The organism is Shewanella dokdonensis (genome assembly GCF_018394335.1).
Lineage (GTDB): Bacteria > Pseudomonadota > Gammaproteobacteria > Enterobacterales > Shewanellaceae > Shewanella > Shewanella dokdonensis.
In genome coordinates, this window is sequence record NZ_CP074572.1 from 1,138,218 (window position 1) to 1,163,057 (window position 24,840).

General features: G+C 50.7%; 23 protein-coding genes and 6 pseudogenes. 5 read left to right on the forward strand and 24 right to left on the reverse strand.

Going from position 1 to position 24,840, the window contains the following annotated elements; all coding sequences use genetic code 11:
- Nucleotides 1-152: 152 nt before the first annotated feature.
- The gene (locus KHX94_RS05440) at nt 153-1,202 is read right to left on the reverse strand and encodes a DUF3626 domain-containing protein (RefSeq protein ID WP_213682667.1); all 1,050 of its coding nucleotides are present in this window, start codon (nt 1,200-1,202) and stop codon (nt 153-155) included.
- A 208-nt stretch (nt 1,203-1,410) separates the two neighbouring features.
- Between KHX94_RS05440 and KHX94_RS05445 the strand changes: the two are divergent.
- Nucleotides 1,411-2,818 (forward strand): annotated as a pseudogene (locus KHX94_RS05445) (DEAD/DEAH box helicase).
- An 88-nt stretch (nt 2,819-2,906) separates the two neighbouring features.
- On the opposite strand, the gene KHX94_RS05450 reads toward KHX94_RS05445, so the two are convergent.
- From KHX94_RS05450 to KHX94_RS05470, 6 genes are all read right to left on the reverse strand, one after another.
- Nucleotides 2,907-3,614, reverse strand: coding sequence for a 2'-5' RNA ligase family protein (locus tag KHX94_RS05450; protein WP_213682668.1), 708 nt, complete (start codon nt 3,612-3,614; stop codon nt 2,907-2,909).
- A 27-nt stretch (nt 3,615-3,641) separates the two neighbouring features.
- Entirely contained in the window at nt 3,642-4,355 is a 714-nt protein-coding gene (locus tag KHX94_RS05455; protein WP_213682669.1) for a VIT1/CCC1 transporter family protein, read from the reverse strand.
- Between the two features lie 329 nt (nt 4,356-4,684).
- Entirely contained in the window at nt 4,685-4,825 is a 141-nt protein-coding gene (locus KHX94_RS20220; RefSeq protein ID WP_244859337.1) for a hypothetical protein, read from the reverse strand.
- On the reverse strand, nt 4,801-6,468 hold the full coding sequence (ggt, locus tag KHX94_RS05460) for a gamma-glutamyltransferase (protein WP_244859338.1): 1,668 nt from the start codon (nt 6,466-6,468) through the stop codon (nt 4,801-4,803). The genes KHX94_RS20220 and ggt overlap by 25 nt, the downstream gene beginning before the upstream one ends.
- A gap of 233 nt (nt 6,469-6,701) precedes the next feature.
- Nucleotides 6,702-7,124: an organic hydroperoxide resistance protein gene (locus KHX94_RS05465; RefSeq protein WP_213682670.1), complete on the reverse strand. Its 423-nt coding sequence runs from the start codon at nt 7,122-7,124 to the stop codon at nt 6,702-6,704.
- A 104-nt stretch (nt 7,125-7,228) separates the two neighbouring features.
- The gene (locus tag KHX94_RS05470; protein ID WP_244859339.1) at nt 7,229-7,789 is read right to left on the reverse strand and encodes a MarR family winged helix-turn-helix transcriptional regulator; all 561 of its coding nucleotides are present in this window, start codon (nt 7,787-7,789) and stop codon (nt 7,229-7,231) included.
- Nucleotides 7,790-7,853: 64 nt separating this feature from the next.
- Here KHX94_RS05470 and KHX94_RS05475 point away from each other — a divergent pair, with 64 nt between their 5' ends.
- Nucleotides 7,854-8,366 (forward strand): GFA family protein, encoded by a 513-nt coding sequence (locus tag KHX94_RS05475; RefSeq protein WP_213682671.1) that lies wholly within the window; start codon nt 7,854-7,856, stop codon nt 8,364-8,366.
- An 18-nt stretch (nt 8,367-8,384) separates the two neighbouring features.
- On the opposite strand, the gene KHX94_RS05480 is transcribed toward KHX94_RS05475, so the two are convergent.
- The 4 genes and pseudogenes from KHX94_RS05480 to KHX94_RS21735 all read right to left on the reverse strand — a co-directional run.
- Nucleotides 8,385-9,089, reverse strand: a complete 705-nt coding sequence (locus KHX94_RS05480; protein WP_213682672.1) for a DUF3581 domain-containing protein — start codon at nt 9,087-9,089, stop codon at nt 8,385-8,387.
- 114 nt (nt 9,090-9,203) lie between these two features.
- Complete coding sequence (locus KHX94_RS21725) at nt 9,204-9,392, reverse strand: hypothetical protein (protein WP_425314042.1); 189 nt, start codon at nt 9,390-9,392, stop codon at nt 9,204-9,206.
- An 8-nt stretch (nt 9,393-9,400) separates the two neighbouring features.
- Complete coding sequence (locus tag KHX94_RS21730) at nt 9,401-10,150, reverse strand: ATP-binding cassette domain-containing protein (RefSeq protein WP_425314064.1); 750 nt, start codon at nt 10,148-10,150, stop codon at nt 9,401-9,403.
- Nucleotides 10,142-10,893: pseudogene (locus KHX94_RS21735) on the reverse strand (ABC transporter transmembrane domain-containing protein); the annotation flags it as partial. The pseudogene KHX94_RS21735 and the gene KHX94_RS21730, both read right to left, overlap by 9 nt.
- A gap of 235 nt (nt 10,894-11,128) precedes the next feature.
- On the opposite strand from KHX94_RS21735, the gene KHX94_RS05490 reads away from it, so the two are divergent.
- On the forward strand, nt 11,129-11,458 hold the full coding sequence (locus tag KHX94_RS05490; protein WP_213682673.1) for a DUF2956 domain-containing protein: 330 nt from the start codon (nt 11,129-11,131) through the stop codon (nt 11,456-11,458).
- Here the strand turns inward: KHX94_RS05490 and KHX94_RS05495 are convergent.
- The 3 genes and pseudogenes from KHX94_RS05495 to KHX94_RS05505 all read right to left on the reverse strand — a co-directional run bounded on the left by KHX94_RS05495 (nt 11,455) and on the right by KHX94_RS05505 (nt 12,908).
- Nucleotides 11,455-11,763 (reverse strand): winged helix-turn-helix domain-containing protein, encoded by a 309-nt coding sequence (locus tag KHX94_RS05495; RefSeq protein WP_213682674.1) that lies wholly within the window; start codon nt 11,761-11,763, stop codon nt 11,455-11,457. The two genes, KHX94_RS05490 and KHX94_RS05495, sit on opposite strands and share 4 nt — an antisense overlap.
- Before the next feature lie 236 nt (nt 11,764-11,999).
- Nucleotides 12,000-12,431, reverse strand: a complete 432-nt coding sequence (locus KHX94_RS05500; RefSeq protein ID WP_213683336.1) for a universal stress protein — start codon at nt 12,429-12,431, stop codon at nt 12,000-12,002.
- A gap of 94 nt (nt 12,432-12,525) precedes the next feature.
- Nucleotides 12,526-12,908: pseudogene (locus KHX94_RS05505) on the reverse strand (SpoIIAA family protein).
- A gap of 161 nt (nt 12,909-13,069) precedes the next feature.
- Between KHX94_RS05505 and KHX94_RS05510 the strand changes: the two are divergent.
- On the forward strand, nt 13,070-14,485 hold the full coding sequence (locus tag KHX94_RS05510) for a coniferyl aldehyde dehydrogenase (protein ID WP_244859340.1): 1,416 nt from the start codon (nt 13,070-13,072) through the stop codon (nt 14,483-14,485).
- Between the two features lie 181 nt (nt 14,486-14,666).
- Nucleotides 14,667-14,882: a hypothetical protein gene (locus KHX94_RS05515; protein WP_213682676.1), complete on the forward strand. Its 216-nt coding sequence runs from the start codon at nt 14,667-14,669 to the stop codon at nt 14,880-14,882.
- 69 nt (nt 14,883-14,951) lie between these two features.
- Here the strand turns inward: KHX94_RS05515 and KHX94_RS05520 are convergent.
- The 10 genes and pseudogenes from KHX94_RS05520 to KHX94_RS05565 form a co-directional block, all read right to left on the reverse strand.
- Nucleotides 14,952-15,768, reverse strand: a pseudogene (locus tag KHX94_RS05520) (cobalamin-binding protein).
- Nucleotides 15,769-15,911: 143 nt separating this feature from the next.
- Nucleotides 15,912-17,321, reverse strand: coding sequence for a methyl-accepting chemotaxis protein (locus KHX94_RS21000; RefSeq protein ID WP_280529622.1), 1,410 nt, complete (start codon nt 17,319-17,321; stop codon nt 15,912-15,914).
- On the reverse strand, nt 17,318-17,830 hold the full coding sequence (locus KHX94_RS21005) for a methyl-accepting chemotaxis protein (RefSeq protein WP_280529623.1): 513 nt from the start codon (nt 17,828-17,830) through the stop codon (nt 17,318-17,320). Before KHX94_RS21005 ends, KHX94_RS21000 begins: the two co-directional genes overlap by 4 nt.
- A gap of 515 nt (nt 17,831-18,345) precedes the next feature.
- A complete protein-coding gene (locus tag KHX94_RS05530; RefSeq protein ID WP_213682677.1) occupies nt 18,346-19,662 on the reverse strand; it encodes a sensor histidine kinase in 1,317 nt (438 codons plus the stop codon).
- Nucleotides 19,659-20,989, reverse strand: a pseudogene (locus KHX94_RS05540) (sigma-54-dependent transcriptional regulator). The gene KHX94_RS05530 and the pseudogene KHX94_RS05540 overlap by 4 nt, the downstream one beginning before the upstream one ends.
- Before the next feature lie 15 nt (nt 20,990-21,004).
- Nucleotides 21,005-22,210, reverse strand: a complete 1,206-nt coding sequence (locus tag KHX94_RS05545) for an ABC transporter permease (RefSeq protein ID WP_213682680.1) — start codon at nt 22,208-22,210, stop codon at nt 21,005-21,007.
- A gap of 9 nt (nt 22,211-22,219) precedes the next feature.
- Complete coding sequence (locus KHX94_RS05550; protein ID WP_213682681.1) at nt 22,220-22,897, reverse strand: ABC transporter permease; 678 nt, start codon at nt 22,895-22,897, stop codon at nt 22,220-22,222.
- Complete coding sequence (locus KHX94_RS05555) at nt 22,894-23,577, reverse strand: ABC transporter permease (RefSeq protein WP_213682682.1); 684 nt, start codon at nt 23,575-23,577, stop codon at nt 22,894-22,896. Before KHX94_RS05555 ends, KHX94_RS05550 begins: the two co-directional genes overlap by 4 nt.
- Nucleotides 23,578-23,586: 9 nt before the next feature.
- A pseudogene (locus KHX94_RS05560) lies at nt 23,587-24,281 on the reverse strand (ABC transporter ATP-binding protein).
- Between the two features lie 117 nt (nt 24,282-24,398).
- Nucleotides 24,399-24,830: an efflux RND transporter periplasmic adaptor subunit gene (locus KHX94_RS05565; protein WP_244859341.1), complete on the reverse strand. Its 432-nt coding sequence runs from the start codon at nt 24,828-24,830 to the stop codon at nt 24,399-24,401.
- Nucleotides 24,831-24,840 lie beyond the last annotated feature (10 nt).

Consider the following 24,840-nt stretch of genomic DNA (forward strand, 5'->3'; position numbering starts at 1 on the left):
ATCGGCATCAACGCTATCATTCCATGGCTTGACCGATGGGTGTAAATTCGCTAGGAAGTATCGCAGGCATTGCCGGCAGAATAAACCAGCTAACCGCGATTTTTACCGGGAATATTGTACCGTGTGATTGCCGCCAACAATGATTTAAGCGTTTAGGTACCCACAGCACCAAAACGCACCAGCACATGCCACAACAATTTGAACTGTTGCAGCAGTTCGGCTTCATTTCCCAGCCCGCGCCAACGTTCTGGCTCACGCCGCACTGAGACTTCCGCGTCACCGAGAATTGCTGGCGTCAACAAGCCATCCCGCGCGACTTTGGCGGCCAGTTGTGGCATAGCAGCGCCACGGAAATCTGCCGGAACCTCAGCGGCAGCCATCACAAAGCCTTGATGCCAGCACAAACGCAGTTGGTAGCGATCGCACAAGCGCTGCATCAATACTTCAATCGCAGTATTTTTATAGGAAGGATCCGCCACCAGCACATCAATATCCTGCGCCAGCGATAATTCACCGTGGCACTGTGCTTCGATGTAATGATCTAAGTCTCGGCTCATCGGCCGCAAAAACCGCGCATCCACACCTCGCGGCAACTCTTCACACAGATAATCCACCAAGGCGGGTGGCCGCAGCGCGTTTACCCCCAACGCCGCATCACGTTCAAAAGATTCGTTGAACAGCGCCGCGAATACGTCTTCAAAACAGGCTAACGTGCCTTTTTCTCGCGGCTCGCGGCAGGAGTCCAGATAACAGAAAGTACATTGGCTCATCAGTTCCGGCGTTGATAACAGATAACAACTGCCAAAACGTGCGGATGGGCCGCTCTGGTGTAAACCAATATCCAGCGCGCCGTATTTTGGCCGCAACTTGGCCCCAACATAACAGTGACCGAATAGCTGATTTTCCCAGTGATCCCGGGCACCACCGAGCTGCGGGGACAACTTACCGTTGGAAACGCGGGTTTCAAACTGGCTGCGATACTCGCCATCCGCCAGCAAACCGGCAATCACTGGCCAGCCGCGATAATCGAGACGATCAGGATGGAAATGAAAGGCAATACGGCCATGTTGCGCTAGATTCAGCAGCCCGTGGTTAAGCCGAGGCGTGGCAATGGCGGACATCTGCTGCACATTACGGATCAGCCCGATAGCGTTATCCCGCCGAGCCTGTGCTTGAGTGCCGATAAAATCAATCGCTGTCATTGCCCGCATTCCTTAGTTGCAACAGCTTCAAGATACTGCAAATTATGGGGCATTGGCAGCCCGAACTGTGATCTGGTTCAGCAAGCCGACAGCTGCGGATGAATTCTGTTCTGCTCATGGTACTGCCATGGCTTTTGCTGTACACTTGCCGCCCGCCTGAAATGGCTCCAGCTTTCGGCTTACATGCCACTTAATTCGAGACTATTGCATGAGTTTTGCCTCTCTTGGCTTATCCACCCCAATCCTAAATGCGGTTATTGAACAGGGTTATAACGATCCAACCCCCATCCAGCAACAGGCTATTCCGGCTGTCCTACAAGGCAACGATGTGATGGCCGCTGCGCAGACCGGGACTGGCAAAACCGCGGCATTTACCTTACCGATTTTGCACTTGTTGAGTGGTGGCTCACGCCCGAAAGCCAATCAAATCCGCACCCTGATCCTAACGCCTACCCGCGAACTGGCGGCACAGATTGCCGACAATGTGCGTGATTACGGTAAAAACCTCAATCTTCGCAGTGCCGTAGTGTTTGGTGGTGTTTCCATTAATCCGCAGATGCTGGCATTACGCCGTGGTGTGGATATTCTGGTGGCAACTCCAGGACGTTTGCTGGATCTGTATCAGCAAAATGCGGTCAAATTTGACCGTTTGGAGATCCTGGTACTGGATGAAGCCGATCGCATGCTGGATATGGGTTTTATTCACGACATCAAGAAAATTCTGGCATTGCTGCCGCCTAAACGACAAAACCTGCTGTTCAGCGCTACATTCTCTGATGATATCCGGGCACTGGCAAAAGGGCTGGTAACCAATCCTACGGAGATTTCAGTTACCCCACCCAACAGCACGGCTGAACAGGTAACACAGACGCTGTATGCCGTGGATAAATCGAAAAAACTGCACTCCTTATTCAGCTTATCCAACAGCAGCAATGGTCACAGGTACTGGTATTTTCCCGGACCAAACATGGTGCCAACCGTCTAGCGAAACAGTTAGATGCCGCCAAGATCAGCGCAGCAGCGATCCACGGCAACAAAAGCCAAGGCGCCCGCACCCGCGCCTTGACTGATTTTAAAAATGGCACAGTGACAGTGCTGGTGGCGACCGATATTGCCGCCCGTGGACTGGATATTGACCTGCTGCCGCAAGTGGTGAATTTTGACTTGCCTAACGTGCCTGAAGACTATGTGCATCGCATTGGCCGAACCGGACGCGCCGGTGCCTCCGGACATGCGGTATCTCTGGTATGTGACGAAGAACAGAAACAGCTAGCCGATATCGAGAACCTAATTGGGAAGCATATTCCACGGGAAACGCTAGCGGAATTTGCCCCCAACAAACCGCTGCAAGAAACCCACTTGCGCGCCAATGGCCCGAAAAACCTAAAAAGCCGAAGAAACCCAAACAGCCAAGGGAAGCGCAAGCTGGTGAAACTACGGCTGAACGCCCAGCAAGAGCCCAAGCGCCACGCCGAAAACCCAGCGCTGATGGACAACAACGCCCTGCCGCGAATAAGCCGAAGCCGAGGAAGCCTGGGGAACAGCAAGGTCGCCCAGCGGCTAATCGCAGTGGTCACAATTCTCGCCGAGGGAATCACAATCCAACACAGGGTTGATGGTTAGGTAAAGTGGTGTTGCTCTGATTTAAGGTGCAACACCTTAATCTTCTGCAATCACATAATGGCGTGCCGCGGTGCGTGATGTTCAGCGTAACGGCACGGTAGCCAACAGCCGTGTATGTTGCTGCTGTTGATACCAATTATTGAATACCAGTGACAGTTGCGTCACCGCATGACGACCAAAGTCATAGTCACGATACTGTGCCAGATAATCCAGCAACCGCTGTGGTTGCTGCAACGGCGCATTGAAGCGCACCAAAGTGGCATGAGCCGTGGCGATTTTGTAACGACTGTCAATACTACAAGGCAAGCCGGAGTCTCGATACGCTTGCCGTAAGCGTTCACGCAGCGCCGATAATTGCCGTTCATCAGCCACAAAGCCCTGCAATAAAATGCAGCTCGGTGATGCGGTAATGCCACGGAACATCACCTCGAAACGCGTAGTTTCAGCCAATGCCCGCTGCAACACCTCACCATAACCCGCAATATTGAGATCCTGTAGTCGCAGCCCCGCAATACAAGAGATAATCGACAACACGGTCAGGTGCATATCGGTAACGGGTTGCCGGTATTGCTGCGGTTCAAGTTCCAGAACACCTTGTAAAAAACCATTAATTTCATGCACTAATGATTGACTCGATGACAAGTAAGACAGCACGGTAACCCCACGCCGGGTGTCTGCTGGATTGTTGATTAATGCATCGGTCTGATATTGCCCACGGCCAATCGCCGCCGTAGCCTGTTGCCACATATCTTGATAAATTGCCTGCATCTTGCCCTGTTTTACGGCCATGTTTAAGTGCAACGATTAAGATTGGCGCTATATCTCAACCCCAAGAAAATACTTCACCGCATAACCGATAAAGAACGAGATAATTGCAACGCCGAAGGTGATGGATGACATCTCTAACACGCGGCTTTTAAAACTGAGATCTTTGGCGACCGAGATATAAAAGGTGTACAGCACGATGGCGATCAGAGCCAAAACAAACATCAGCGCTAAGGCCGCCACCATCGACTGCAACACAAAGAATGGCAACACCAGCACGGCTGTCGTGAGGATATAAGACACGCCGGTATAGGCCGAATAAGACAGTGCACTGATATCCGGATTGGGGTTTTCTTTTGATTCCAGATAAGCCGACCCCGCCATCGACAATGACGCCGCAATGCCCATAATCAAGCCTGTTGCCCCCACCACCAGCGTTTTATCAAATGCCAGCGCAATACCACTGAGCGTGCCGGTCAATTCCACCAGCGCATCATTCATCCCCAAGACAATAGCGCCAGTGTACAGCAGCTTTTTATCGTGGAGCATGTCTATCAGCTCTAATTCGTGGTTGATTTCCTGATGGTAAATCGTCTTCGCCTGTGGGTAGATATCGAATAACTCTTTATAAAATTGCTCGGCACCACACTCTTTTTCTCTAGACTTTTCAATGCGAAGGAGGTGCCAAGCAGTTTTACCAGCAAGACATACCACATCACCAGCCAATGCTGTGGCGACAATTCTCGTTGGGTAATACCGACCCAAAAGTGGTAATGCTGCTGTTCTTCCCGCGCGATTTTTTCAAAATTTTCTTGTTCTTATCTTCCTGTTGTAGTGCTGCCAACACGGTATAGATAGTGAAATCATTGATTTCATTTTGCTGCTGTCGCAACGCTTTTTTAAATCGCCTGCCGTGAATGCCTGTGTCATACCGCCACCATCCGTTGGGTTATTTGCTTACAACACCATAAGCTTATGCTGAAGCATATCAAGTGAACAGTGTGATAGCCCACAGTTGTCACGAATGTAGCCGCGATTTTCCTCGCCGCATAAAAAGCCCGGAACCAGTCCGGGCTAAGCTCAAACAACCGAGATCAATAGCCGACAGCGGCTCCCTGCGGCCGACGCGCATCATTAGCGCCATAAATAAAGCCAGCACGGACGTTGCCAGAAACCGACGAGTCACTGACATTGGAATGCTGCTCATCCTTCACCATGCTGGGGAGCCCCACCATAATGGCTTCTGCCGCCCCCAAGGTTTTTTCTCAACCATGGTATAACCCCGAGCTTTGAGGATTTTCAGCGTATCGGGTGAAATCCCACGGGTTTCATACAGCACCACATCGGGCAACCATTGTTGATGAATGCGCGGCGCGTTCACCGCCTCCTGCAGATTCATGCCGTAGTCGATAACGTTCAGCACAGTATTCAGTGTGATGGTAATAATCAGCGAACCGCCGGGCGAACCCACCACCATAAAGGTTTTGCCATCTTTAGTAATAATGGTGGGTGACATGGACGATAACGGCCGTTTCCCAGGAGCGATGGCGTTAGCTTTACCCTGTACCAGCCCGAACATGTTTTTTGCACCAATTTTTGAGGTGAAGTCATCCATCTCATCATTCAGCCAGAAGCCCGCACCAGGCGCCATAACGCCAGCCCCAAAACGGCCATTGATAGTGTAAGTGGTAGACACCGCATTACCCGCCTTATCTAACACGGAATAATGGGTGGTTTGTGGTTTTTCATGGGGTGGCACCCCGGCGGCGATGGCGCTGGAAGGAGTAGCGTTCACTGGGTCAATGGTTTTACGGATTTCTGCCGCGTATTCTTTGCTCAGCAGTTTCTGCATCGGAATTTTAACGAAATCTGGGTCGCCTAACAGGCTGTTACGGTCAACAAACGCGTGACGCATTGCTTCAGCGGTAAAATGGATGGCATCGGCAGAACCATAACCCATAGACTTCAGATCGTAACCCTCAAGAATATTCAGGATCTGACACATGGTTGTGCCACCTGAACTTGGCGGTGGTGCCGAGATAAACTCATAACCACGGTAGGAACACTTCACGGGCGTGCGTTCTTTCGCCACGTAGTTGGCAAAATCCTTGGCAGTGATATAACCACCATTGGCTTTAGCGGCTTTTGCTACCGCCTGCGGGATCTCGCCTTTATAGAAAGCATCTGGGCCATTTTGAGCAATCTTTTGCAACGTATCGGCCAAAGCAGGCTGTATCAGACGGTCACCGGGTTCCAGAGGAGAACCGTCTGCATGCAGGAAAATTTTAGCGGCTTGCTGATCGCCACGCATTTTCTCAAGGCTGGTGTCGATAACGTCAGTATCACCTCGGGTTAGTATAAAACCTTCCCGTGCCAATTTGATTGCTGGCGCCATGATTTGTGCCCGCGTCAGCTTGCCTGAGCCATATTTAGTCAACGCTAGCTCCATACCACGTACCGTACCAGGCACACCAACGGCACCCCAGCCCAGCGTGCTGGCATGCGGAATAAGGTTTCCGTCTTTGTCTTGATACATTTTGGCAGTCGCTGCCGCCGGCGCCATTTCCCGGAAATCGATAAAATGATCAGAGCCATCCGCCAGATGCAGTGTCATAAAACCACCGCCACCAATATTGCCACAACAGGAGTTCACCACCGCTTGGGCGTAGCCCACAGCCACCGCGGCATCTACCGCATTGCCGCCCATTTTGAGAATTTCCACCCCAGCTTCGGAGGCAAAGCGCTGCGAAGACACGACCATGCCATTCTTGGCTTCAACCGGTGGTAATGAGGCGGCTAATAGATGTGTTGTAACAAAAGGAGAAATAGTGGACAAAGCCAACAGCGAAGCCTGCAACAGGCGTTTTTTATAATACATTCCTTATTCCTGGCAATGAACTCAGATAGCCAACCCTATGGCAGCCCACCCAAAATAGCAATAAGGCATTATTTATTTAATAGATAATGAACAGCACTTGCTCAATATCGTTCAATTAATCGGGAATTTAACGGATGTTTATTGAAATTCACTGGCGAGTTATTGCCAGCACCTCAGTTACACAGATGCCCTAACCCAGGCTAGCGCTGAGATTAGGGCACACAGAAAACCGATTATTCGATGATCAGTTCAACACGAATATTGCCACGGGTGGCATTGGAATAGGGACAAACCTGATGGGCTTTTTCCACCAATGATTGCAACTGTGCTTTATCCATTCCGGCAACGCTGATATGTAGTGCTACATCAATGGCAAAGCCGACACCGTGTGGGTTGGCGCCAATACCGACATGCGCCGTAATAGTCGGCTCCTGCGGCAAACGGAGTTGGTCCTGTGCGGCCACAAATTTCATGGCGCCGATAAAACAGGCGGAATAACCTGCCGCAAATAGCTGTTCCGGGTTAGTCCCCTCACCACCCGCGCCGCCTAACGCTTTGGGAGTGCTGAGCTTTATGTTTAAGTGTTCATCGGAAGAAACTGAGCGACCGTCACGGCCACCGGTAGATGTTGCTTGAGCGGTATAGAGAATGTTCATAAGATCTGCTCCAATTAATTATCGCGATAACTATATGTTTTAAAAAAATAGCCAACCCGGCTTCACGATATAAAGTTATCGCAATAATTGTTATCGCGCAAACATTATTTTGAATGCTGTTGCAGATTATCCCGTAGGGAAATTATTTTATCTTTTAATTCAACTAGTTCAGATTGATCCATCGCGCATGCCTGAAACAAGCACTGATTGATATGTAATGCTTGTGTCCGCAAAGCACTCCCAGCCTCAGTTAAGCCTATGCGCAGTGCGCGCTCATCCACTGGATCTTTCAGGCGCTGCACGAGTCCTTCCTGCTCCAAGCGTTTGATCACCGGGGTTAATGCTCCTGATTTTTGCCCCAATTGCGCCCCGATATCCTTGAGATTTAATTTATCTTCTTGCCACAGGATCAACATCACCAGGTACTGCGGGTAAGTCAGGCCTAATGGTTCCAGCAGGGGTTTATACAGTTGCGTCATTGTCAGCGATGCTGAATACAGCGCAAAGCAGAGCTGATTATCCAGCGCCAGCGGATCTTTACTGGGCATGTGTGTTCTCTCATCACCAATCATCTTGTCTATCTTACCTTTGAATCCGCTTGCCACAGAAGCGCTAAAACGGGAAAGCGTAATAACTTTGTACCAAAGTCCAGCTTGAGATCGCACTAGATAACCGCCTATGGTGTTATTTTGCACAGTGTTATGCCTACGATGACTTAAAGGAACTCACATGCCAACGCCATATCCACTGCAAGGAGGTTGCGATTGCGGTTTTATCCGTTATCGCCTCAACTGTAAACCGTTGATAGTACACTGTTGTCACTGTAGTTGGTGCCAACGCGAAACCGGCTCAGCGTTTGCGATAAATGCCATGGTGGAAACAGAACATGTCGAACTGTTAAGTGGCGAACCCGAGCTGATCAATACCCCATCGGCCAGTGGACAAGGACAACAGATTGCCCGCTGTCCACACTGTCATGTGGCATTGTGGAGTCACTACGCAGGCAGTGGCCCATTGACGAGTTTTATCCGAGTGGGAACGCTCGACCAGCCGCAGTTACTGCCGCCGGATGTTCATATTTTCACCTCGACAAAACAACCTTGGGTGATCCTGCCAGAAACTACGCCTGTATTTACAGAATATTACGATCGCCAGCAGGTATGGTGTGGCGAAAGTTTGCAACGCGCAGAGGTGCTGATGCCGAAAATTAAAGCCTATCGGCAATCGCTTAAAACAGCGTAACTCACGCGCACAAAAACCTTACAGGCGAGCCTCGCTACGACGTTGATACTCAGCGATCATGTGATTGATGGCTTCCTGTTCATAAGGCCGTAACCCACTCAGCACCATGGTCTTACGGCCAGTACCGACCTGTTTACCACCACTGAGCAAGGCAAATTCCAGCAAGACATCACCGCGTTTGCCGTCCACCTGCAACTGCTTGTTCACCAGTTCCAGCGTCATCTCTTCAAACGCTAAGGTATCCAGTTCAAAACTCATGGTTTCATAGATGACCAGTGGCCGCTCGGGATTGATCATCACCTGGTATTCCTGCATCAGCGGTACCAGCACATGCACAAAATTAAGCCCAGAAAACGCCACATAGCTACGAATAAAAGCTTCTAGTTGCTGTTCACAATAACGCTGTTCACCGGCGCGACTAACTTTGAGGTAGCGCTTGCCTTTTTCATCTTCAATGCCTATCTGCTCATCGCTGGCATCGGGAAAATGCAGTGCAACCGCATCATTCACCATGCCTTCAAAACGGAACTGCATCTTACAGCTGAGGCCATATTTATCCAGCACCAAGGCAAATAGCAGATCGCCCGGAACACAAAAACGCTTGGCATTTTCATCGTGCAGCGGGTTAAAGTCGCCCGCGATATCTTTGGCAAAGTCACTGGCCTGCTTTCTGCTGATGACGATACTATTATTTTCTTTTTTAAAATAGTCAGTTAGAAACATCTATCAATATTACTCTATTGCTGGCATCGATAATGGGAGTTAAAACCGCCGCACAGTTTATACGTAAACGGCCAAATAACTCACCCGATGACTTTAAAGCCGAACCTGCCGGAACTAACTGGCCGACGCCTCAGGAGCCAGCAGTTGCAGACTGGCAAATTCGCGATAAAGCGGACTCTGTTGCAACAACTGTTGGTGAGTACCACTCGCCACTAACTGCCCCTTATCGAATACTAAAATACGATCGGCATTCAGTACCGTTGCCAGCCGATGAGCAATCACCAAGGTGGTGCGCCCCACCATCAACCTGTCTAAGGCTTTTTCACCATCACTTCGCTAACAGCATCCAGTGCACTGGTGGCTTCATCAAGCAATAACAAGGGACGGTCGGCCAAAATCGCTCTGGCAATAGAAATGCGCTGCTTCTGACCACCAGATAAACGCACGCCGCGTTCGCCTAAATAGGTCTGATAGCCGTCAGCAAATTCGCGGATAAACTCATCGGCATGCGCCGCTTGGCAAGCCGCAATCACTTCTGCTTCGGTTGCATCTGGGCGGCCATAACGCACATTTTCTAGCACACTGTCGGCGAAGATCACTGACTCTTGCGGCACCAAGGCAAACTGTGCCCGCAACTGTGCCAGTGATACCTGTGAAATATCCACGCCGTCCAAGGTGATAGCACCTGATGTCGGCAGATAAAAACGCTGCAACAACTGAAATAACGTGGTTTTACCGGCGCCACTAGGGCCCACCAGTGCCACCCGCTCGCCCGGCTGTACCGTAAAATTCACCTGCTGCAATACCGCATCGCCTTGCGCATAGGCAAATTGCAAGTCATGCACCGCCAATGCCCCGCGCAACGGTTGTGGCAACGGTAGCGGATGCAGCGGCTCAGTAATCGCTACCGGCGAATTGGCTAATTCTAACAGCCGTTCAGTGGCACCGACTGCGCGCTGGATATCCCCCACCACTTCGCTGATGGTTGCTACCGCGCCCGCGACCATCACCGCATAAAACATGAAAGCGGAAAGTTGCCCGGCGCTGATCCGTCCCTGCATCACATCGTGCGCGCCCACCCAGGTAACAAACACGATGGCGCTGATACTCAGCAGCATCACACCAGAAATCAGCAATGATCGATAATAGATACGGCCGCTTGCGGCCTGTAACACCTGCGCCAAATGCTGATCAAAACGGGTTTTATCACTGGGCTCGTGACCATAAGACTGTACCGTATGGATCTCATGCAAGGTTTCATCCACAAAAGCACCGAGATCGGCCACCTTGTCCTGACTGCTACGCGCTAACCGTCGCACTTTTCGCCCGAGAATCCCCACGGGCACTAACACCAAAGGCACGGCTAATAATACCAGTGCGGTCAACTTCCAACTGGTAATACCCATCATCACTAAACCACCGATAACGGTCACCGAGGAGCGGAGCGCCATGGACAGACTTGAGCCGACCACGGTTTGCAGTAACGTGGTGTCAGCGGTAAAGCGCGAAATCACCTCGCCAGTGCGTAATTTGGCAAAAAGTCTCGGCTCTGCCCCAGTAGTTGCTGATAAACCAAACGCCGGATGTCGTTACTGACTTTCTCGCCGAGCCAAGTCATCAGATAAAAACGGCAAAATACCGCCGCCGCACTCACCGCGGTAATGGCCAGAATAAACACAATAATCTGGTTCAATCGATGCGGATTGCCAGCGGCAAAACCTTGGTCGACCATCATCCGCACGCCCTGCCCCAAAGATAGCCAGGCCAATGAGCCAATCAACAAACAGACCAGGGCCGTTACCACCCGCCAACGATAGGGCTTCAAAAAGCTTAAAATCCAGGGTAAGACTTTGGAGGAATGGTTTGAGGGCAAGTGATTATTAGCGATGGCATCAGCAGCGCTGGGAATTTTAGTGTTGGACAAACGCGTTATCTCACAAAGAAAGCCTGTTGGGATTGTCGCGGGAATTTGCGCTGACGTCCAGCAAGGCAAGAAAATGTCCGTATAATAGGTGCCATTCAGAATTATCGGAGGTTATATGCCGAGTAAAACGCCCGTGTCTGCCGAAACTCAGGAGCAGGCATTACAGATCGCCCGAGCCACCCAAAAACCCGGTCAGACCAAAGAACAAACCCGGCTGATTGCCCAAGGGATTGAAAAAGGCATTGCCGAATACAAGAAGCAACAGAAAGCCAAAGCGAGAGAACGCGATAAACTGGCCAAAAAACTGCGCGCCACTAAAACACCGATGACCGAAACGGCTAACCCAACAACAATGGTAATGACAAGTTCCACATCGAAAGCATGGCTGCCGTGGTTATTACTGTTACTGAGTTGGTTAGTTTTTACCGCTAGTTGGCTGCTTTAAGCCTTTGGTAACTGCAATATCAATTCTATCTGAGTTAAGTGGGTGCCAACCCAGGCACTGTTTATCGGCCCCCAGGTTTTGATGTGATAGTGTCCGGCATTATTGCGGCCGCCATCTTGAATAAATTCGACGCTAATGCCGATATCGCTGAATGCCGCAATGGCATCTTGCAAGGTACGCCGCGGCATACCTGTCTGTTTTTGCAAAGACAACAGATTGTGTTGCTGGTCATCAATCAGATGGGCCAGATAAAGCTTCCGCAAAAACGCGATTTGCTGTTTGGTGACATGCTCAGGTTGCAACATACACTCGTTCCGCCGTGCGCGCCCCCAATGGCCGCAACAACATATTGTTATAAATTTAATGACGTAAAACTAATTGATAAGGCTATCAAGACACAAGCTTAACATTGCGACAGCAAGCGCTAGCTCACAGCCGCAAACACCTCCACCAGTGCCACCAAAGCACCGGAAATATTTCGTGAATATCGCCGCTTAGCTCATGGAACCCAGAGTTCTGCCTCTGGGCTCAGTCCATAACGCTATTTCACCACAAGTACCGGACAGGTAGACTTATTGGCGATTTCCTCAGACACATTGGTATTGAGGAAGTGGCTCAAACCACTACGCCCGTGACTTGCGAGCACTATCATGCCGACATCGGCATCTTTGGCTTCGGTGAGAATTTCTTCCACCGGATCACCGCGACGGATAATAGTTTCCACATGCAGGGAAGTGTCTAACTGCGCCAGCAACTTATGCATACTGTCTGCTGCCGCTTTTTCCATGCTCTGTGCTAACTCTTCCGGTGTCACGATCAGCAATTGATAACTGGCATCAGCAACGGGCTGATCCACTACGTGCAGAATACGTAATCCCACTTGGTAATGGTTTGCCATATCAATAGCATATCTGAGTGCATGCGATGCCGTATCAGAAAAATCTGTCGGCCACAGGATATCTTTGTCGCGCATCATGACCTCCTTGCGGGAATGACTTCCCAGAGTATCAAATCGCAGGATTACAGAATGGACTCCTGCATTCTGCAAACCAGTTTCTGGTTACCACTTACGCCTGTAACCAAGCCACGGCCTCCTGCCGATCTTCAAAAATTTCACCGCAGAGGGCGTAAACCAATCAGCCATCCGCGCCATCCATTCATGCCAGCCACGGCTACCCAAGATAGCCATCTTCTTGAATTCCCGGCCATGTTTGATCCCTAATTTCAGATCGTCCCACATCGCCCTGGCTTCCCAACCCTCCATGTCGGTGACATCCAGCAAAGCAAAAATTTGTGGCTGTATCACCCCGTCAATGGCAGCTTCCAATAGCGGAACCATGTGCTCGTAATCCTCGTGAGTCAGCGTACCGCTAGCTTTGATAAACAACACAAAATCAGCACCGCCATGATTCTCAATACCAATGGAAATTCCATGTACTTTCATATTCATAGTGAACTCCTTGTGCATCATTTTTGCAACTCCTTTACAAATAAGTCTAGTAAGCGAATCCGTGCTTTTCCGTGATCATGATCAATATCGTCAGGCAGTTGTCTGGAAGGCCATGCTGGCTTAGCATGACACTATCAGGGACAGCTACGAGTGCCAGCATCATGGAACCATCAATTACTGAGGCGTTACCGCAACTACTACAACGTCAACAACAGGCGTTTCTGGCACAGCCTGATCCTGAGCTGGCACAGCGCCTCGCGACATTGCAAGCGCTAAAGCGGGCGTTACTTAGCACTTACCCACAACTGCTGAGCGCCATGAGCCGTGATTTTGGTCATCGCAGTGACTACGACAGTCTGCTGGCAGACGTGTTACCTGTGCTCAATTATCTTAAGTATTGTCAGCGCAACCTGCGCCGCTGGATGCGGCCACAACGACGTCACAGCGGCCTGTTGCTTGCGCCCAGTAACATCAAGGTTCACTACCAACCTAAAGGCGTATGCGGCATTATCGTTCCCTGGAACTTTCCTGTGATGCTATCACTCAGCCCGCTGATCAGTGCCTTGGCCGCCGGTAACCGGGTCATGTTGAAGCTGTCGGAGTTTACACCGCAAACCAACCAAATTTTGCGGCAACTGCTGGCGCAGGCGTTTGATGAAACCCAGGTAGCGGTAATCGAAGGAGATGCCAAAATCGCGGCGGCTTTTGCGGCGCTACCGTTCGATCATCTGCTGTTTACTGGGGCAACGAGTATTGGCAAGTCGGTAATGCAAGCTGCCGCCAACAATCTGACCCCGGTGACACTGGAATTGGGAGGAAAATCCCCCGCCATCATTGCCGATGACATGCCGCTAGCGGTAGCGGTTGAACGATTGTTGTATGGCAAAACCCTCAATGCCGGGCAAACTTGTGTCGCACCGGATTACATTCTCTGCCCACAACACAAAGTGGCCGAGTTTGTCCGGCAGTGGCAAACCGCCTTCCAGCAGATGTACCCCGATTTTGCTCACAACACAGATTACAGCTTTATTATCAATGACCGTCACCAACAACGATTGCTAGGGCTGCTCGACGATGCCACAGCCAAAGGTGCCACAGGTGTTCCTGCATCGGGCGACCTCGAAAACTTCAAGCAACAACGCCAATGGCCCACTATTTTGCTCACGGGCGTGACTGATGACATGAGCGTTATGCAACAGGAGATTTTTGGTCCACTACTTCCCATCATCGGTTACCAAACGGTGGAGCAAGCTCTGGATTATATTCGACAAAGGCCAAGACCATTGGCGCTGTACCTGCTGACATTTGACCCACAATTACAGCAACAGCTATTGCAGCAGACCCATTCTGGAGGCGTATGTATTAACGATTCGCTTTATCACGTGGCCGCGGATGATGCCCCGTTTGGCGGCGTTGGCTCTTCGGGGATGGGACATTATCACGGCGTTGAAGGATTCCGGGAGTTCAGCCATGCCCGTACTGTATTAGCTAAAGGACGACTCAATCCAGCAAAATTGATGCAACCACCCTATCGCCGTTGGTGGCAAAAATTACTACTCAGATATTTGTTGCGCTGACCAGACTTTAGGTTGTTTCTAAGATATTCTTGCGGTGTTAATAATATGGTTAAATTCGCAAAATTATCGCGAAGATCCACAATCTGTTACGGGATATTAAAAATAACCATTTGATATTTATCGATTATTTTTGTGGCATTTGTTTTGCTTAACTTCAGTTTTAATTAGTCGGGAGTAAACCATGGGACCGTTCGAAGTAGCCGTTGTCGCTATTGTGTGTGGCATTATCTACAAGCTTGCCAACACTTATCTTGAACATAAGGGTGCAATTGTCGCAGAGCAGGAACTGAGCCAAATGCGCCAAGAGATGAACGAGATGAAACAGCGCCTGATCACCCTAGAAAGCATAGTGACGGATGAAGGCTACCAACTAAAAAGCAAAATCGATAATCTTTGAAGCACATATCAGCCCGCCATCACTCACGAACTCTAAGCGCCAGCTAAAACGTTTTGCTGGCGTCCATGATTAATGCCGCTCACGAGCTTGGTCTAAGATCTGACATAATTGCGCTAACCCCTGTAGCAATCTGGGGTTGGCCGTTGCAACAAGTCGGCATCAATGGTGTAAATCTGTTGCTTTTTAACGGCGGGAATTTCTGGCCACTGTTGCCAGTTCAGTGCTTGAGCGTTCCCCGTTTCAGCGGTTCTGATAATCACTTGGGGTTGACGTAACAACACGGCTTCCAGACTCACTTGTGGATAGGCATTGGCGGCATCAACAAACACATTGTCAGCACGACACACAGGTAGCAATTGCTGCATCCAACTGCCTTTTGCCACTGTCATCAACGGATTTGACCACAACTGATAAAACACTTTTATCGGGGTTTTGCTGGCATTTTGCTGTTGAATGGTTTGCAGCTGTTTTGTATATGCTGCGGCGGCTTGTTCAGCCTGAACTTCATGTCCGGTAAGCTTGCCCAATTGCCGTAAATCTTTAGCGACATCCTGCAATGTATGCGGTTCGCTAACGTACAGCTTCAGTCCCAGTTGGCGGATCTTGGCAATGTCCTGAGCCTGATTACCATCCCCCACACAACCACTAAATCTGGGGCATAGGCCAACAGCTTGTCGAGTTGGATACCATAATTGCCGCCGATACGAGGGATCTGTTTGGCGGCTTCTGGATAGTCCGCAAAATCGGTAGTGGCAACAATCGCGTCACCAGCACCGATGGCATACAGTAATTCAACCGTATGCGGAGATAACGCCACAATACGTTTGGCAACATCTGCCACGGCTGACACTGAAAACATCAGCAGCACCAAGCAACACCATCTCATAGCTATTTTTCCACCAGCATTAAAGCAGCATAAATCTTCTTAAGATAAGAGCGGGGACAGTATAGCGATATGGAGCAAAGATCAATGTAGATGAATGGGGGCAGATGGCAGGCAATGAACCAAAGTTTGCCTGCCAGCAGAAATTACAGTTTGAAGTGACTGAGCAATCCCTTCAACTGTAACCCGAGCGAAGCAACACCTTCGGTGGCTTGCGCGGTTTCTTCGGATGCCTGAGCCGTCTGCTCCGCAATATCCCGCACTCGCACCACGCTCTTATTAATATCTTCTGCCACCGCGCTCTGTTGTTCCGCTGCCGCAGCAATCTGATGGTTCATATCCTGAATTTTCGCCACGGCGCGAGCAATATCGTCCAGCATGCTGCCAGACTTGCGAGACAAGCCTACCGCTTCTTCGCTAAGTTCACGGCTGCGCGCCATCTTCTGCACTGACTCCTGAGTTCCGTGTTGCAGATTGGAAATCAGTTTCTCAATTTCTTCAGTGGAAGCCTGAGTCCGGCTGGCAAGGTTACGGACTTCGTCGGCAACCACCGCAAATCCACGACCAGCTTCACCAGCGCGCGCAGCTTCAATGGCGGCATTCAGTGCTAACAAGTTAGTCTGTTCAGCAACCGCTTTGATCACATCCAACACCGAACCAATGCTGTCACTTTCGGCTTTCAGCTCTGTCATCGCTTCAGCGGTACTGGCGATTTCAGCAGATAGGCGTTCAATGTGCTGCACGGCTTCTGACACCATCTTGTTGCCAGTGGCGGTGACGTTATCCGCTTCCATTGCCGCTTGCGCCGCCTGTTCCGCGTTACCAGCCACTTCCTGTACCGAGGCGGTCATTTCGTTAATTGCCGCGGCGACCTGATCGGTTTCACTACGCTGACTCTGCATACCGGCACTGTTTTGTTCCGATACCGCAGATAGCTGTTCTGCCGAGCTAGCAAGCTGCACAACGCTGCCATCAATCTGCCCCATGACATCCTTGAGGGTATCGTTCATTTCCCCCATTGCCTGCAGCAATGTGCCTAATTCATCTTTACGTTCGCTGCGGATATGCTGTGTCAAATCACCAGCAGCGATGCGGCGCGCGGCACTGACGGTTTGCTGCAAAGGCACAATGATCTGTTTGGTGATGAGCAACGAACATCCAACGCCCAAGACAAGCGCCAACACCGCAACAATAAGCACCAGTAGCTTGGCTCGGTCTCCATCAGCCAAACGCTTAGCTGATTGAGACTCCACCAAATTGGTAACATTGGTGAGTAGCGATGACGCATCCAGCTCCAGCGTGGCTTTGGTATCGCTAATGCTCTGGTCAATATTGACCAAGCCATCAAGTTTGGCTTCATAGTCATTAAGCCCGGCCAATGCGCCGTTGAGTAGTTCCTGCTCAGTTGCCGCCACGGTTAAAGCCTGCCCTTGACGCCGAATATCGGCAATCTGCTGCTTAGCACCATCTAAATGCTTTTGCGTTGGCTCAAATACGTAACCACGCACGTGGTAACGCATCATGGCAATCTGTTGGTTTATCCGGGCAGCACTCAACGCTGCTGCCAGCTATCTGCCAGTTGTGATTGTTGTCCAATATGTTGTTCTAACTTAGAAAAATCACCGATGACATTATTACCTATTGCCACCCAAGCTTTACGTAGTGCGGCTTTATCTGTCTGCAACTGCTTTATCTGATTAAACCCTTTTTCATATTTAGCCAGGGCTGATTGGGCGTCACGAATATGCTGTTGATCTGTAACATCGGCGTAAGTTGCTGCCTCACGTTGTAGTGCTTCGTGAGCCTTGGCAATCAGTTCATCAAACTGCGACAGCTGCTGTTGGCTACCCGTTTGCATAAAGTCCTGACGGATAACCTTGAGTTGATAGAGTACATCCTTCAACTCAGATGCCACCGCCACTTTATGACTGCGGTCGATCATCATTCCAACACCGCTGTAGCCAACCCAAGCCATAACAAACGTTAGCAACACAACTAAACCGAAGCCCACGCCCAGCTTGCGGGAAACAGCAATGTTATCCAATAAACGGTGTAATAGTGTCATAGCAATGTCCCTTTGGCAGGTAGTTATCCATACTGATGGATGCTGCCTATAGTAATGAAAAACACTTTAAGTATGAATTAGTTAGAAATTCTTACTGTGGCAGTCATCACACTACAGGCCATCGTGAGCTGTGGTGCCGGTTGAGCTATTTAGCCTCAATTATAACGAATAAATATTAACCGCAAGGGATGTATGGAAATTTTATCAGCGGCGCAACAGTCACGGTTGGATATCACCGCAACTAACACTTTTGAAAACATAGCAACCGCGATAGAGACTGCGGTCATGCAGGCATGAGTCTGTCTAAGCATATTCCCTTGCAGATGAGACAATGAGGCAATTACAGTAACTGACATAGAAGCAAGCAGCCATCAGTTACCGCTAGTTATTCCCCACAACATTAACGGCATAGTGCAATACTGCTGTCTATCATAACAGCGGCCATGTGCTAGCGTAACTTTAGAAATTAACAGCTAATTTTCAGCCCATTATCGAGAATGTGATGCGAAGCAGACTCAGCGTTCATCTTCAGTATCAACACAAGGCAGCCAAAACCGCACCTGTAACCCACCGTCTTCACGATTACTGATCGCCAGTTGTCCGCCATGGTTTTCGATGATCTCCCGGCATAGTGCCAGCCCCAATCCGGTGCCCCCTGCTTTTGTGGAGTAAAAAGGGAGTAGCGCCTGACTCAATGCCTCAGCGGCCATGCCTTCACCGCGATCACTCACCGTTAGCCACTGCCGATGGGGCGTAATACGCAACTCCAACAGAATATCTGCTGCGGCCGAACCAGCCTCCGCGGCATTTTTTAACAGATTGAGCAACACCTGGCCCAATTGCCGGGCATCGCCCCACCCGGGGTTTTCCGGTAGCGGTTCAACAATGGTGAAAGGCTGTAAACTCTGGAGAGTATTGAGCAAATCCGGCCAGTTAAACTGACTGCACTGAGGTAACGGCAATCGTGCGAAATCAGCATATTCCTGCAAAAACGTATTGAGATGGGCACTGCGCTCACTAATAGTATCGAATATCCGCGCCAAGACTTTGGGGTCAGCATTTGTCTGTAGCAATCGTTGTCCGGAATGGGCCATGGAACTGATGGGCGCCAGTGAATTATTCAGCTCGTGGCTGATCACCCGGATCACTTTTTTCCAGGTCTGGATCTCCGCCCGCGTTAATTCCTGTGTCAATGGTTTGAACTGATACAGATGATGTTGCACGCCGTTCATCCGCATAACGGCACAATTCAGATGCCAAATCTGCTGTTGTTGCTGGCGGTTGATGGAAAACACCCCAGATTTTGCTTTCTGCAACAGCTTGGCGATTTCGTCCTGATCGCCAACCAACTCCGGCAAACGCTTACCCTCTAACGGCGAACCCTGGGCGAGCAAATGCCGTGCAGCCAGATTGGCATACAACACCCGTCGCTGTTCATCCGTCAACACAATGGCCAAACTGGTATTTTGTAATACCGAATCCAGTAACAGTTCACGTTGATAAATGTGTGCCCGTTGTTTGCGTAAGCGCGCGGTTGCCGTATTAAACAAGGCGGCCAGTTCCCGCCATTCATCATGACCATCGAGTGTCAGCGACACCGAAAAATCATGGTCCTGAAAATTCAACAGTCCGGTGGTTAATGCCTGTAACCCACAATTGATACGGCGAGTGATGTAGCGCCCCAAATATAAAGCCAGCAGCAACCCCGCTAGCCCGCCAGCGGCTAAGGCCAGTATCAGCGGCCAGTGCCAAGTTAACAATAGCCCTGTCACCGCCGCCATCAGCGACAGCGTCAGCAGCAGCACCCATGTGAGTTTGCCTTCAATACTCAAGCTGAAGCTATCCCGTATTTTTCCATACGCCGATAAAGCGCCTGCCGTGACAAGCCCAGTTGTCGCGCCGCTTCTGCCAAGGAACTGGTGTTCGCTAACATTTCGCGGATCTGTGTGGCATCAGGCTCAAACGCCGCACGTGGCACCACCCCGCAGCGGCAGGTAAACCCAGGTCTGTCAACGTAATCTGTTCTCCTTGAGCCAGTAAATCAGCGCGGATCAAGGTATTTTGCAATTCGCGCACATTGCCGGGCCAGCTATAGGCTTCCAATGCCCGCACCGCTTCAGTGGTCAAAGCTCGGCCCCGCAAAAAATGCCGGGCCAACGGCAAAATATCATCAGGTCGCTGGTGCAACGGCGGTAATTGCAATTCAATCACATTCAAACGGTAATACAGATCTTCACGAAATTCGCCGCTGCGGATAGCTTGGGGCAAGTCAGTGTTAGTGGCTGAAATCAACCGCACCCGGCAACGACGAGTCTGAGAGGAACCAAGACGTTCGAATTCCCCTGTCTGCAATACCCGCAACAGTTTCATCTGCCCAGAGAGTGACAGATTGCCAATTTCATCCAGAAACAAGGTGCCACCATCGGCGGCCTCAAAACGGCCAATACGGGTTTTGTTAAGGCCGGTATAAGCGCCAGGTTCAGCCCCAAACAGTTCAGCTTCCATCAGCTCATCGGGCAGAGCGCCAGCATTGACACGAATAAACGGGCCACTCTTGACGGCTGAGTTGTGCTGAATTAACTCAGCAATCTTCTCCTTACCGGCACCATTGGCACCGGTGATCAATATCGGCACATCTGCCCGAGCTACCTGCAACGCGGTTTCCACCAGCCGCTGCATGGCATCTGACTGGTAGATAAGACCGCTGAGATCAAAACGTTTTGCCAGTTGCTGTCGCCGCTCTGCCAGCGCTTGCTGCTGCTGGCGCTGACGCCTTGATAACTCTGACAGTTCCAGCAGATTGGTCACTGTTGCCAGCAGTTTGGCATCGTCCCACGGTTTGCCCAGATAATCGGCAGCGCCAGCTTTCACCAGTTCCACCGCCATCTCCAACTCGGTCCAGGCGGTCAACAGGATCAGCGGCAGATCGGGATACTGCTCCCGAATCGCATAAAACAGCTGCCGCCCCTCTTCACCACTACTCTGATCGCGACTGAAATTCATATCTTGGATCACCAAGGCAATATCCTGCCGCGCCAGCCGCTGTAACCCGGCTATCGGCGTGGCGGCCGTCTCGGCATTAAAGCCATGCACGGCCAGCAGCAAGGAGAGGGCCTCACATACTGCCGGATTATCATCAATGATAAGAATGGTATCCATGCTCAGTCACTTGTCTTAGATATTACGGGTCGCCAATGCCGGTGAAATCCGCATGGTACGCCAGGCTGGCACCAATGCGGCCAAGATCCCGAGTAACCATACAGCGCCCATGCCATTCAGCAGATAGGACACAGGCAAGGCGGTCATACTGTAATGCTGCACCATCAGCTGATTAATCACCAGCGATATGATCACGCCGACAGCAATACCAATGCCGGTAATGACAACATTTTCCAGCAAAAAATAACGGATGATGGCCAACTGTGTTGCCCCAAGTGCCCGGCGGATACCTATCTGCCGCCGCCGCTGGTTTACCCACAACAAAGTCAACCCGACAATTCCCAAACCGGTCACCGCTGAGACCAAAATAATGGTGGCAGTCATCATCACCACCATTGAGCGGTCGCGCCGATATGAATCGTATTTGTTTTCAGCCATAGAGCGAACATTACGCACTATCCGGTTAGGATCGAGTTTCTCCAGTAATTCCGGCACCTTAACCATCAGTTGTTGACATTGCTGCGGCTGACAACGAATCACATAGTTGGGCGGATAATTAGTGGCAAAACGTGGGATAAACGCCACACCATCAACATAACCGGGTTTGACATAGGACACCATTGCCGACGTCACCACCCCCACCACCGGCAAGCCGTTAAGCAGTTTACCGGTTGGATCCACATCTTTACCGAATAGCTTATCGGCTAACGAACGGCTCAGCACTACCGCCTTGATGCTATCAGCGCCATCCTCCAGTGTTGAACTAGCGGTAATTTCACTATCGTCAATAAAACGCCCAGAGAGCAATGTGAGCCCTAGCGTATTGAGGCCGTGACTATCGGTGGAGAACAGATCGGCAATGGCCGACAGCGGTTTCTGGGGATCTTCTTCATTATTCAGGTCACTAGAGCTGCCAGAGTTAGACAGTGGGGCAGTATTACCGAATGAGGCGTCTATCACGCCAGGTAACTGCCGGATCTCGTGTAGATCCCGCTGTACATCTTGATAGCTGAAGTTGGTTTCACTCAAAGGCGCTAACTGCAGCGCAAACAGATGTTGATCATCAATACCGGTTGGGCGCTCAATAATCTGTCGCCGTTGCTCAACCACAAACGTAGCATTGGCAACAATGCCCAGTGTCAGTGCGGTCTGAATAATGATCAGTATCGCACCGGTTTTATTGCGCCACAGGGTACGCACTATGGGGCCGAATTCAAACATGGTGCTCTCCTATTGATTTTTCAGGTAGTAAGCCGGAGACGTGGTGCTGATACGCCAAGCGGGGTAACAACCGGCAATCAAGCTGGCCAGTACAGCCAGTGCAATGGTTAACAACAATGTCAGACCATCACTGTAAACGACTGCGGCTTCCTCACGGCTAACCAACATGCGGATCAGCCCCAAGCCGAGCTGACTCAGTGCGATCCCTAACAAGCCCCCAAGCCCACCGATAACACCGCTTTCCACCAGATTTTGAATAAAAATGGCACTGCGGCTGGCCCCTAAAGCACGACGTATGCCGGTTTCTGGAGCCTGCTTTAGTAGTTTGGCTAACAGTAATGCGATGGTGTTGATAATACACACCGCCAGAAAGACCAATGCCAGCCAGGTCATCACCCGGGTATCGTTGCTAACCACCTGATTCAACGCCAGCCATTGCGATGGCGTAGACAGCGCATACTTAAAGTCGCGCTCAAAAAAGTCACTTTTGCGCTGCTCATCAAAATAGTTATGCAAATAACTGACAAACGCATTCTTAGTGTCGGCGTCTGGTAATTCCACCCAATACTGCAACCAGAAATAACGCTCCTGTAGGATGCGCTCGTACTGCTGCTCAGGCGTTAAAGGGCCATCTTGCTGTGGTCGTGGGTGACTGGATGAATAGGTCATATTGCCATAAGGCATCATCCGCAATGCCCGATGTAAGCCAAAGGGTAGATAGATACTGGCATTCCCCCAAAGGCACCCTGCGTCAGATCCTGCACCGAGGGCTTTGGATTGAAATCCTCAACCACGCCAATCACCTGGTAAGGACGACCATCCAGTTGCAAACTGCGGCCAACTGAATTTTCACCATTAAACAAGCGCTGGTTCATGGTGCGGTCAATCACCACCTGATAACGAGCATCGTTATCGGCACTGTTATCCCACACTTGCCCATAGAGAAATGGCACGCCAAACAGCGCAAAGAAATCGCGACTGGTGACCCGCACCAGTTCTTTGCTAGGCCGGACCTGATTGTTATCCAGTGACAATGCTGCCGCCCAACGATGCATAGCCGCCTGATGTGGCGGAATACCTGAACGTAATAAAGCAGTGACAGTGCGGTAAGACAGCAGGAAGGGCAAACCGTTGCTCAGCTTATTGCTGCTGGTAGCGCCACTGTCCCCCGCCGAGGCATTATCAATCTGCAAGGCATACAGGGTATCGTTTTTGGCAGCCAGGCCATTAGCGGACATCACGTGTTGCAAGGTCAGCATGGTCATGGAGACTGCCACGCCTACCGCTAATGTGAGGATCATCAGCAATGACATCACCGGGGTGCGCCGCACCGAGAGCCAAGCCAATTGCAGGTAGTAACTCAGCATGATGGCTCCTTATACCGCTGCCGCAGTTGCGTTAAAACCGTGAAAATCCGCGACTTCACCATCCACTATCTGGATGTTGCGCTGAGCGCGACGCGCCAGATCCGGGTCATGAGTTACCATGATGATGGTGGTTCCTTGGCTGTTAATCTGTTCCAACAGTTCCATCACCTGCCTTGCCATAATTGAGTCGAGATTACCTGTGGGTTCGTCCGCCAGCAGAAATGCGGGCTCGCCGGCTAAGGCTCTGGCAATAGCGGCACGCTGCTGCTGACCACCACTGAGCTGAGAAGGCAGGTGTTTGTGACGAGCGGCCAAGCCCACTTGCTCCAGCGCTTTATCGATACGCCGCTGCCGCTCCTTGCGACCAAAACCGCGGTAGCGCAATGGCACATCGACATTGTCATACACATTCAAATCAGGGATAAGATTAAACCCCTGAAAGATAAAACCTATTTTTTCATTTCTCAGTTTGGAGCGGGCGCTGTCAGACAAGCCGCTAACACTGATACCATCCAGCAGATAGCGGCCGTTATCAAATTGCTCCAGCAAACCGGCGATGTTCAAAAAGTGGTTTTGCCTGCGCCGGATGGCCCGGTCACCGAGACAAATTCGCCTGAATGCACATGCAGATTAAAATCCCGTAAGGCATGAGTGGCGACGGTTTCGGTACGATAAACCTTGCTGATGTTTTCCATCTGCAGCATAGCGGTGTTCTCCCTGTGGTTCAGGTCGTCAAAAATTCAGTTAGCGGCATATTGCGCCGCAGCGTAAAAAATACGGCACACTCCCTGTGCCAACGTCGGGAAGTCTCCTTAACAAGCTCAATCGGTCAGCAATAAGCTGTCGGCCGTTTTAAAACGACTGGTATCAGACACTATCACCTGCTGTCCGGGTTTAACGCCGCTGGTGATTTCGACATATTTGAAACCGCTAGCACCCAGTGTTAACGGCACCCGTCTGGCCTGATTGCCCTCGACCACAAACACGCTGCGGCCGTTGTCTGAGTCCACAAAACTGCCACGGTCGACCCGGATTACCTGCTGGCGATTTTCGAGTAAGATCCGGCCAGAAAGCCGTTGGTTCTGGCGGATCTGTGCTGGTGTCTCTGCCGAGAAACCTAACCGTGCCACAACCTGCCCATTGGTGATTTCTGGACTAATCGCAGCGATTTGCCCTGGATACTGATGACCATCAGAGGAGATCTCTACCGGCATGTTCAGCGCGAGATCGTTGGCATAACTTTCAGGCACCATTACCTCGACT

Coding starts and splice junctions, on each gene's coding strand:
- KHX94_RS05555 (WP_213682682.1), bottom strand. CDS start 23,577: ATGCTGAGTTACTACCTGCAATTGGCTTGGCTCTCGGTGCGGCGCACC.
- KHX94_RS05490 (WP_213682673.1), top strand. CDS start 11,129: ATGCCGAGTAAAACGCCCGTGTCTGCCGAAACTCAGGAGCAGGCATTA.
- KHX94_RS05465 (WP_213682670.1), bottom strand. CDS start 7,124: ATGAACATTCTCTATACCGCTCAAGCAACATCTACCGGTGGCCGTGAC.
- KHX94_RS21730 (WP_425314064.1), bottom strand. CDS start 10,150: ATGCAGGGACGGATCAGCGCCGGGCAACTTTCCGCTTTCATGTTTTAT.
- ggt (WP_244859338.1), bottom strand. CDS start 6,468: ATGTATTATAAAAAACGCCTGTTGCAGGCTTCGCTGTTGGCTTTGTCC.
- KHX94_RS21725 (WP_425314042.1), bottom strand. CDS start 9,392: ATGGTGGGGCGCACCACCTTGGTGATTGCTCATCGGCTGGCAACGGTA.
- KHX94_RS21005 (WP_280529623.1), bottom strand. CDS start 17,830: ATGACACTATTACACCGTTTATTGGATAACATTGCTGTTTCCCGCAAG.
- KHX94_RS05565 (WP_244859341.1), bottom strand. CDS start 24,830: ATGGTGCCTGAAAGTTATGCCAACGATCTCGCGCTGAACATGCCGGTA.
- KHX94_RS05550 (WP_213682681.1), bottom strand. CDS start 22,897: ATGATGCCTTATGGCAATATGACCTATTCATCCAGTCACCCACGACCA.
- KHX94_RS05510 (WP_244859340.1), top strand. CDS start 13,070: ATGGAACCATCAATTACTGAGGCGTTACCGCAACTACTACAACGTCAA.
- KHX94_RS05495 (WP_213682674.1), bottom strand. CDS start 11,763: ATGTTGCAACCTGAGCATGTCACCAAACAGCAAATCGCGTTTTTGCGG.
- KHX94_RS05440 (WP_213682667.1), bottom strand. CDS start 1,202: ATGACAGCGATTGATTTTATCGGCACTCAAGCACAGGCTCGGCGGGAT.
- KHX94_RS05500 (WP_213683336.1), bottom strand. CDS start 12,431: ATGCGCGACAAAGATATCCTGTGGCCGACAGATTTTTCTGATACGGCA.
- KHX94_RS05480 (WP_213682672.1), bottom strand. CDS start 9,089: ATGTTTCTAACTGACTATTTTAAAAAAGAAAATAATAGTATCGTCATC.
- KHX94_RS05545 (WP_213682680.1), bottom strand. CDS start 22,210: ATGTTTGAATTCGGCCCCATAGTGCGTACCCTGTGGCGCAATAAAACC.
- KHX94_RS20220 (WP_244859337.1), bottom strand. CDS start 4,825: ATGGTGGGGCTCCCCAGCATGGTGAAGGATGAGCAGCATTCCAATGTC.
- KHX94_RS05450 (WP_213682668.1), bottom strand. CDS start 3,614: ATGGCCGTAAAACAGGGCAAGATGCAGGCAATTTATCAAGATATGTGG.
- KHX94_RS05515 (WP_213682676.1), top strand. CDS start 14,667: ATGGGACCGTTCGAAGTAGCCGTTGTCGCTATTGTGTGTGGCATTATC.
- KHX94_RS05475 (WP_213682671.1), top strand. CDS start 7,854: ATGCCAACGCCATATCCACTGCAAGGAGGTTGCGATTGCGGTTTTATC.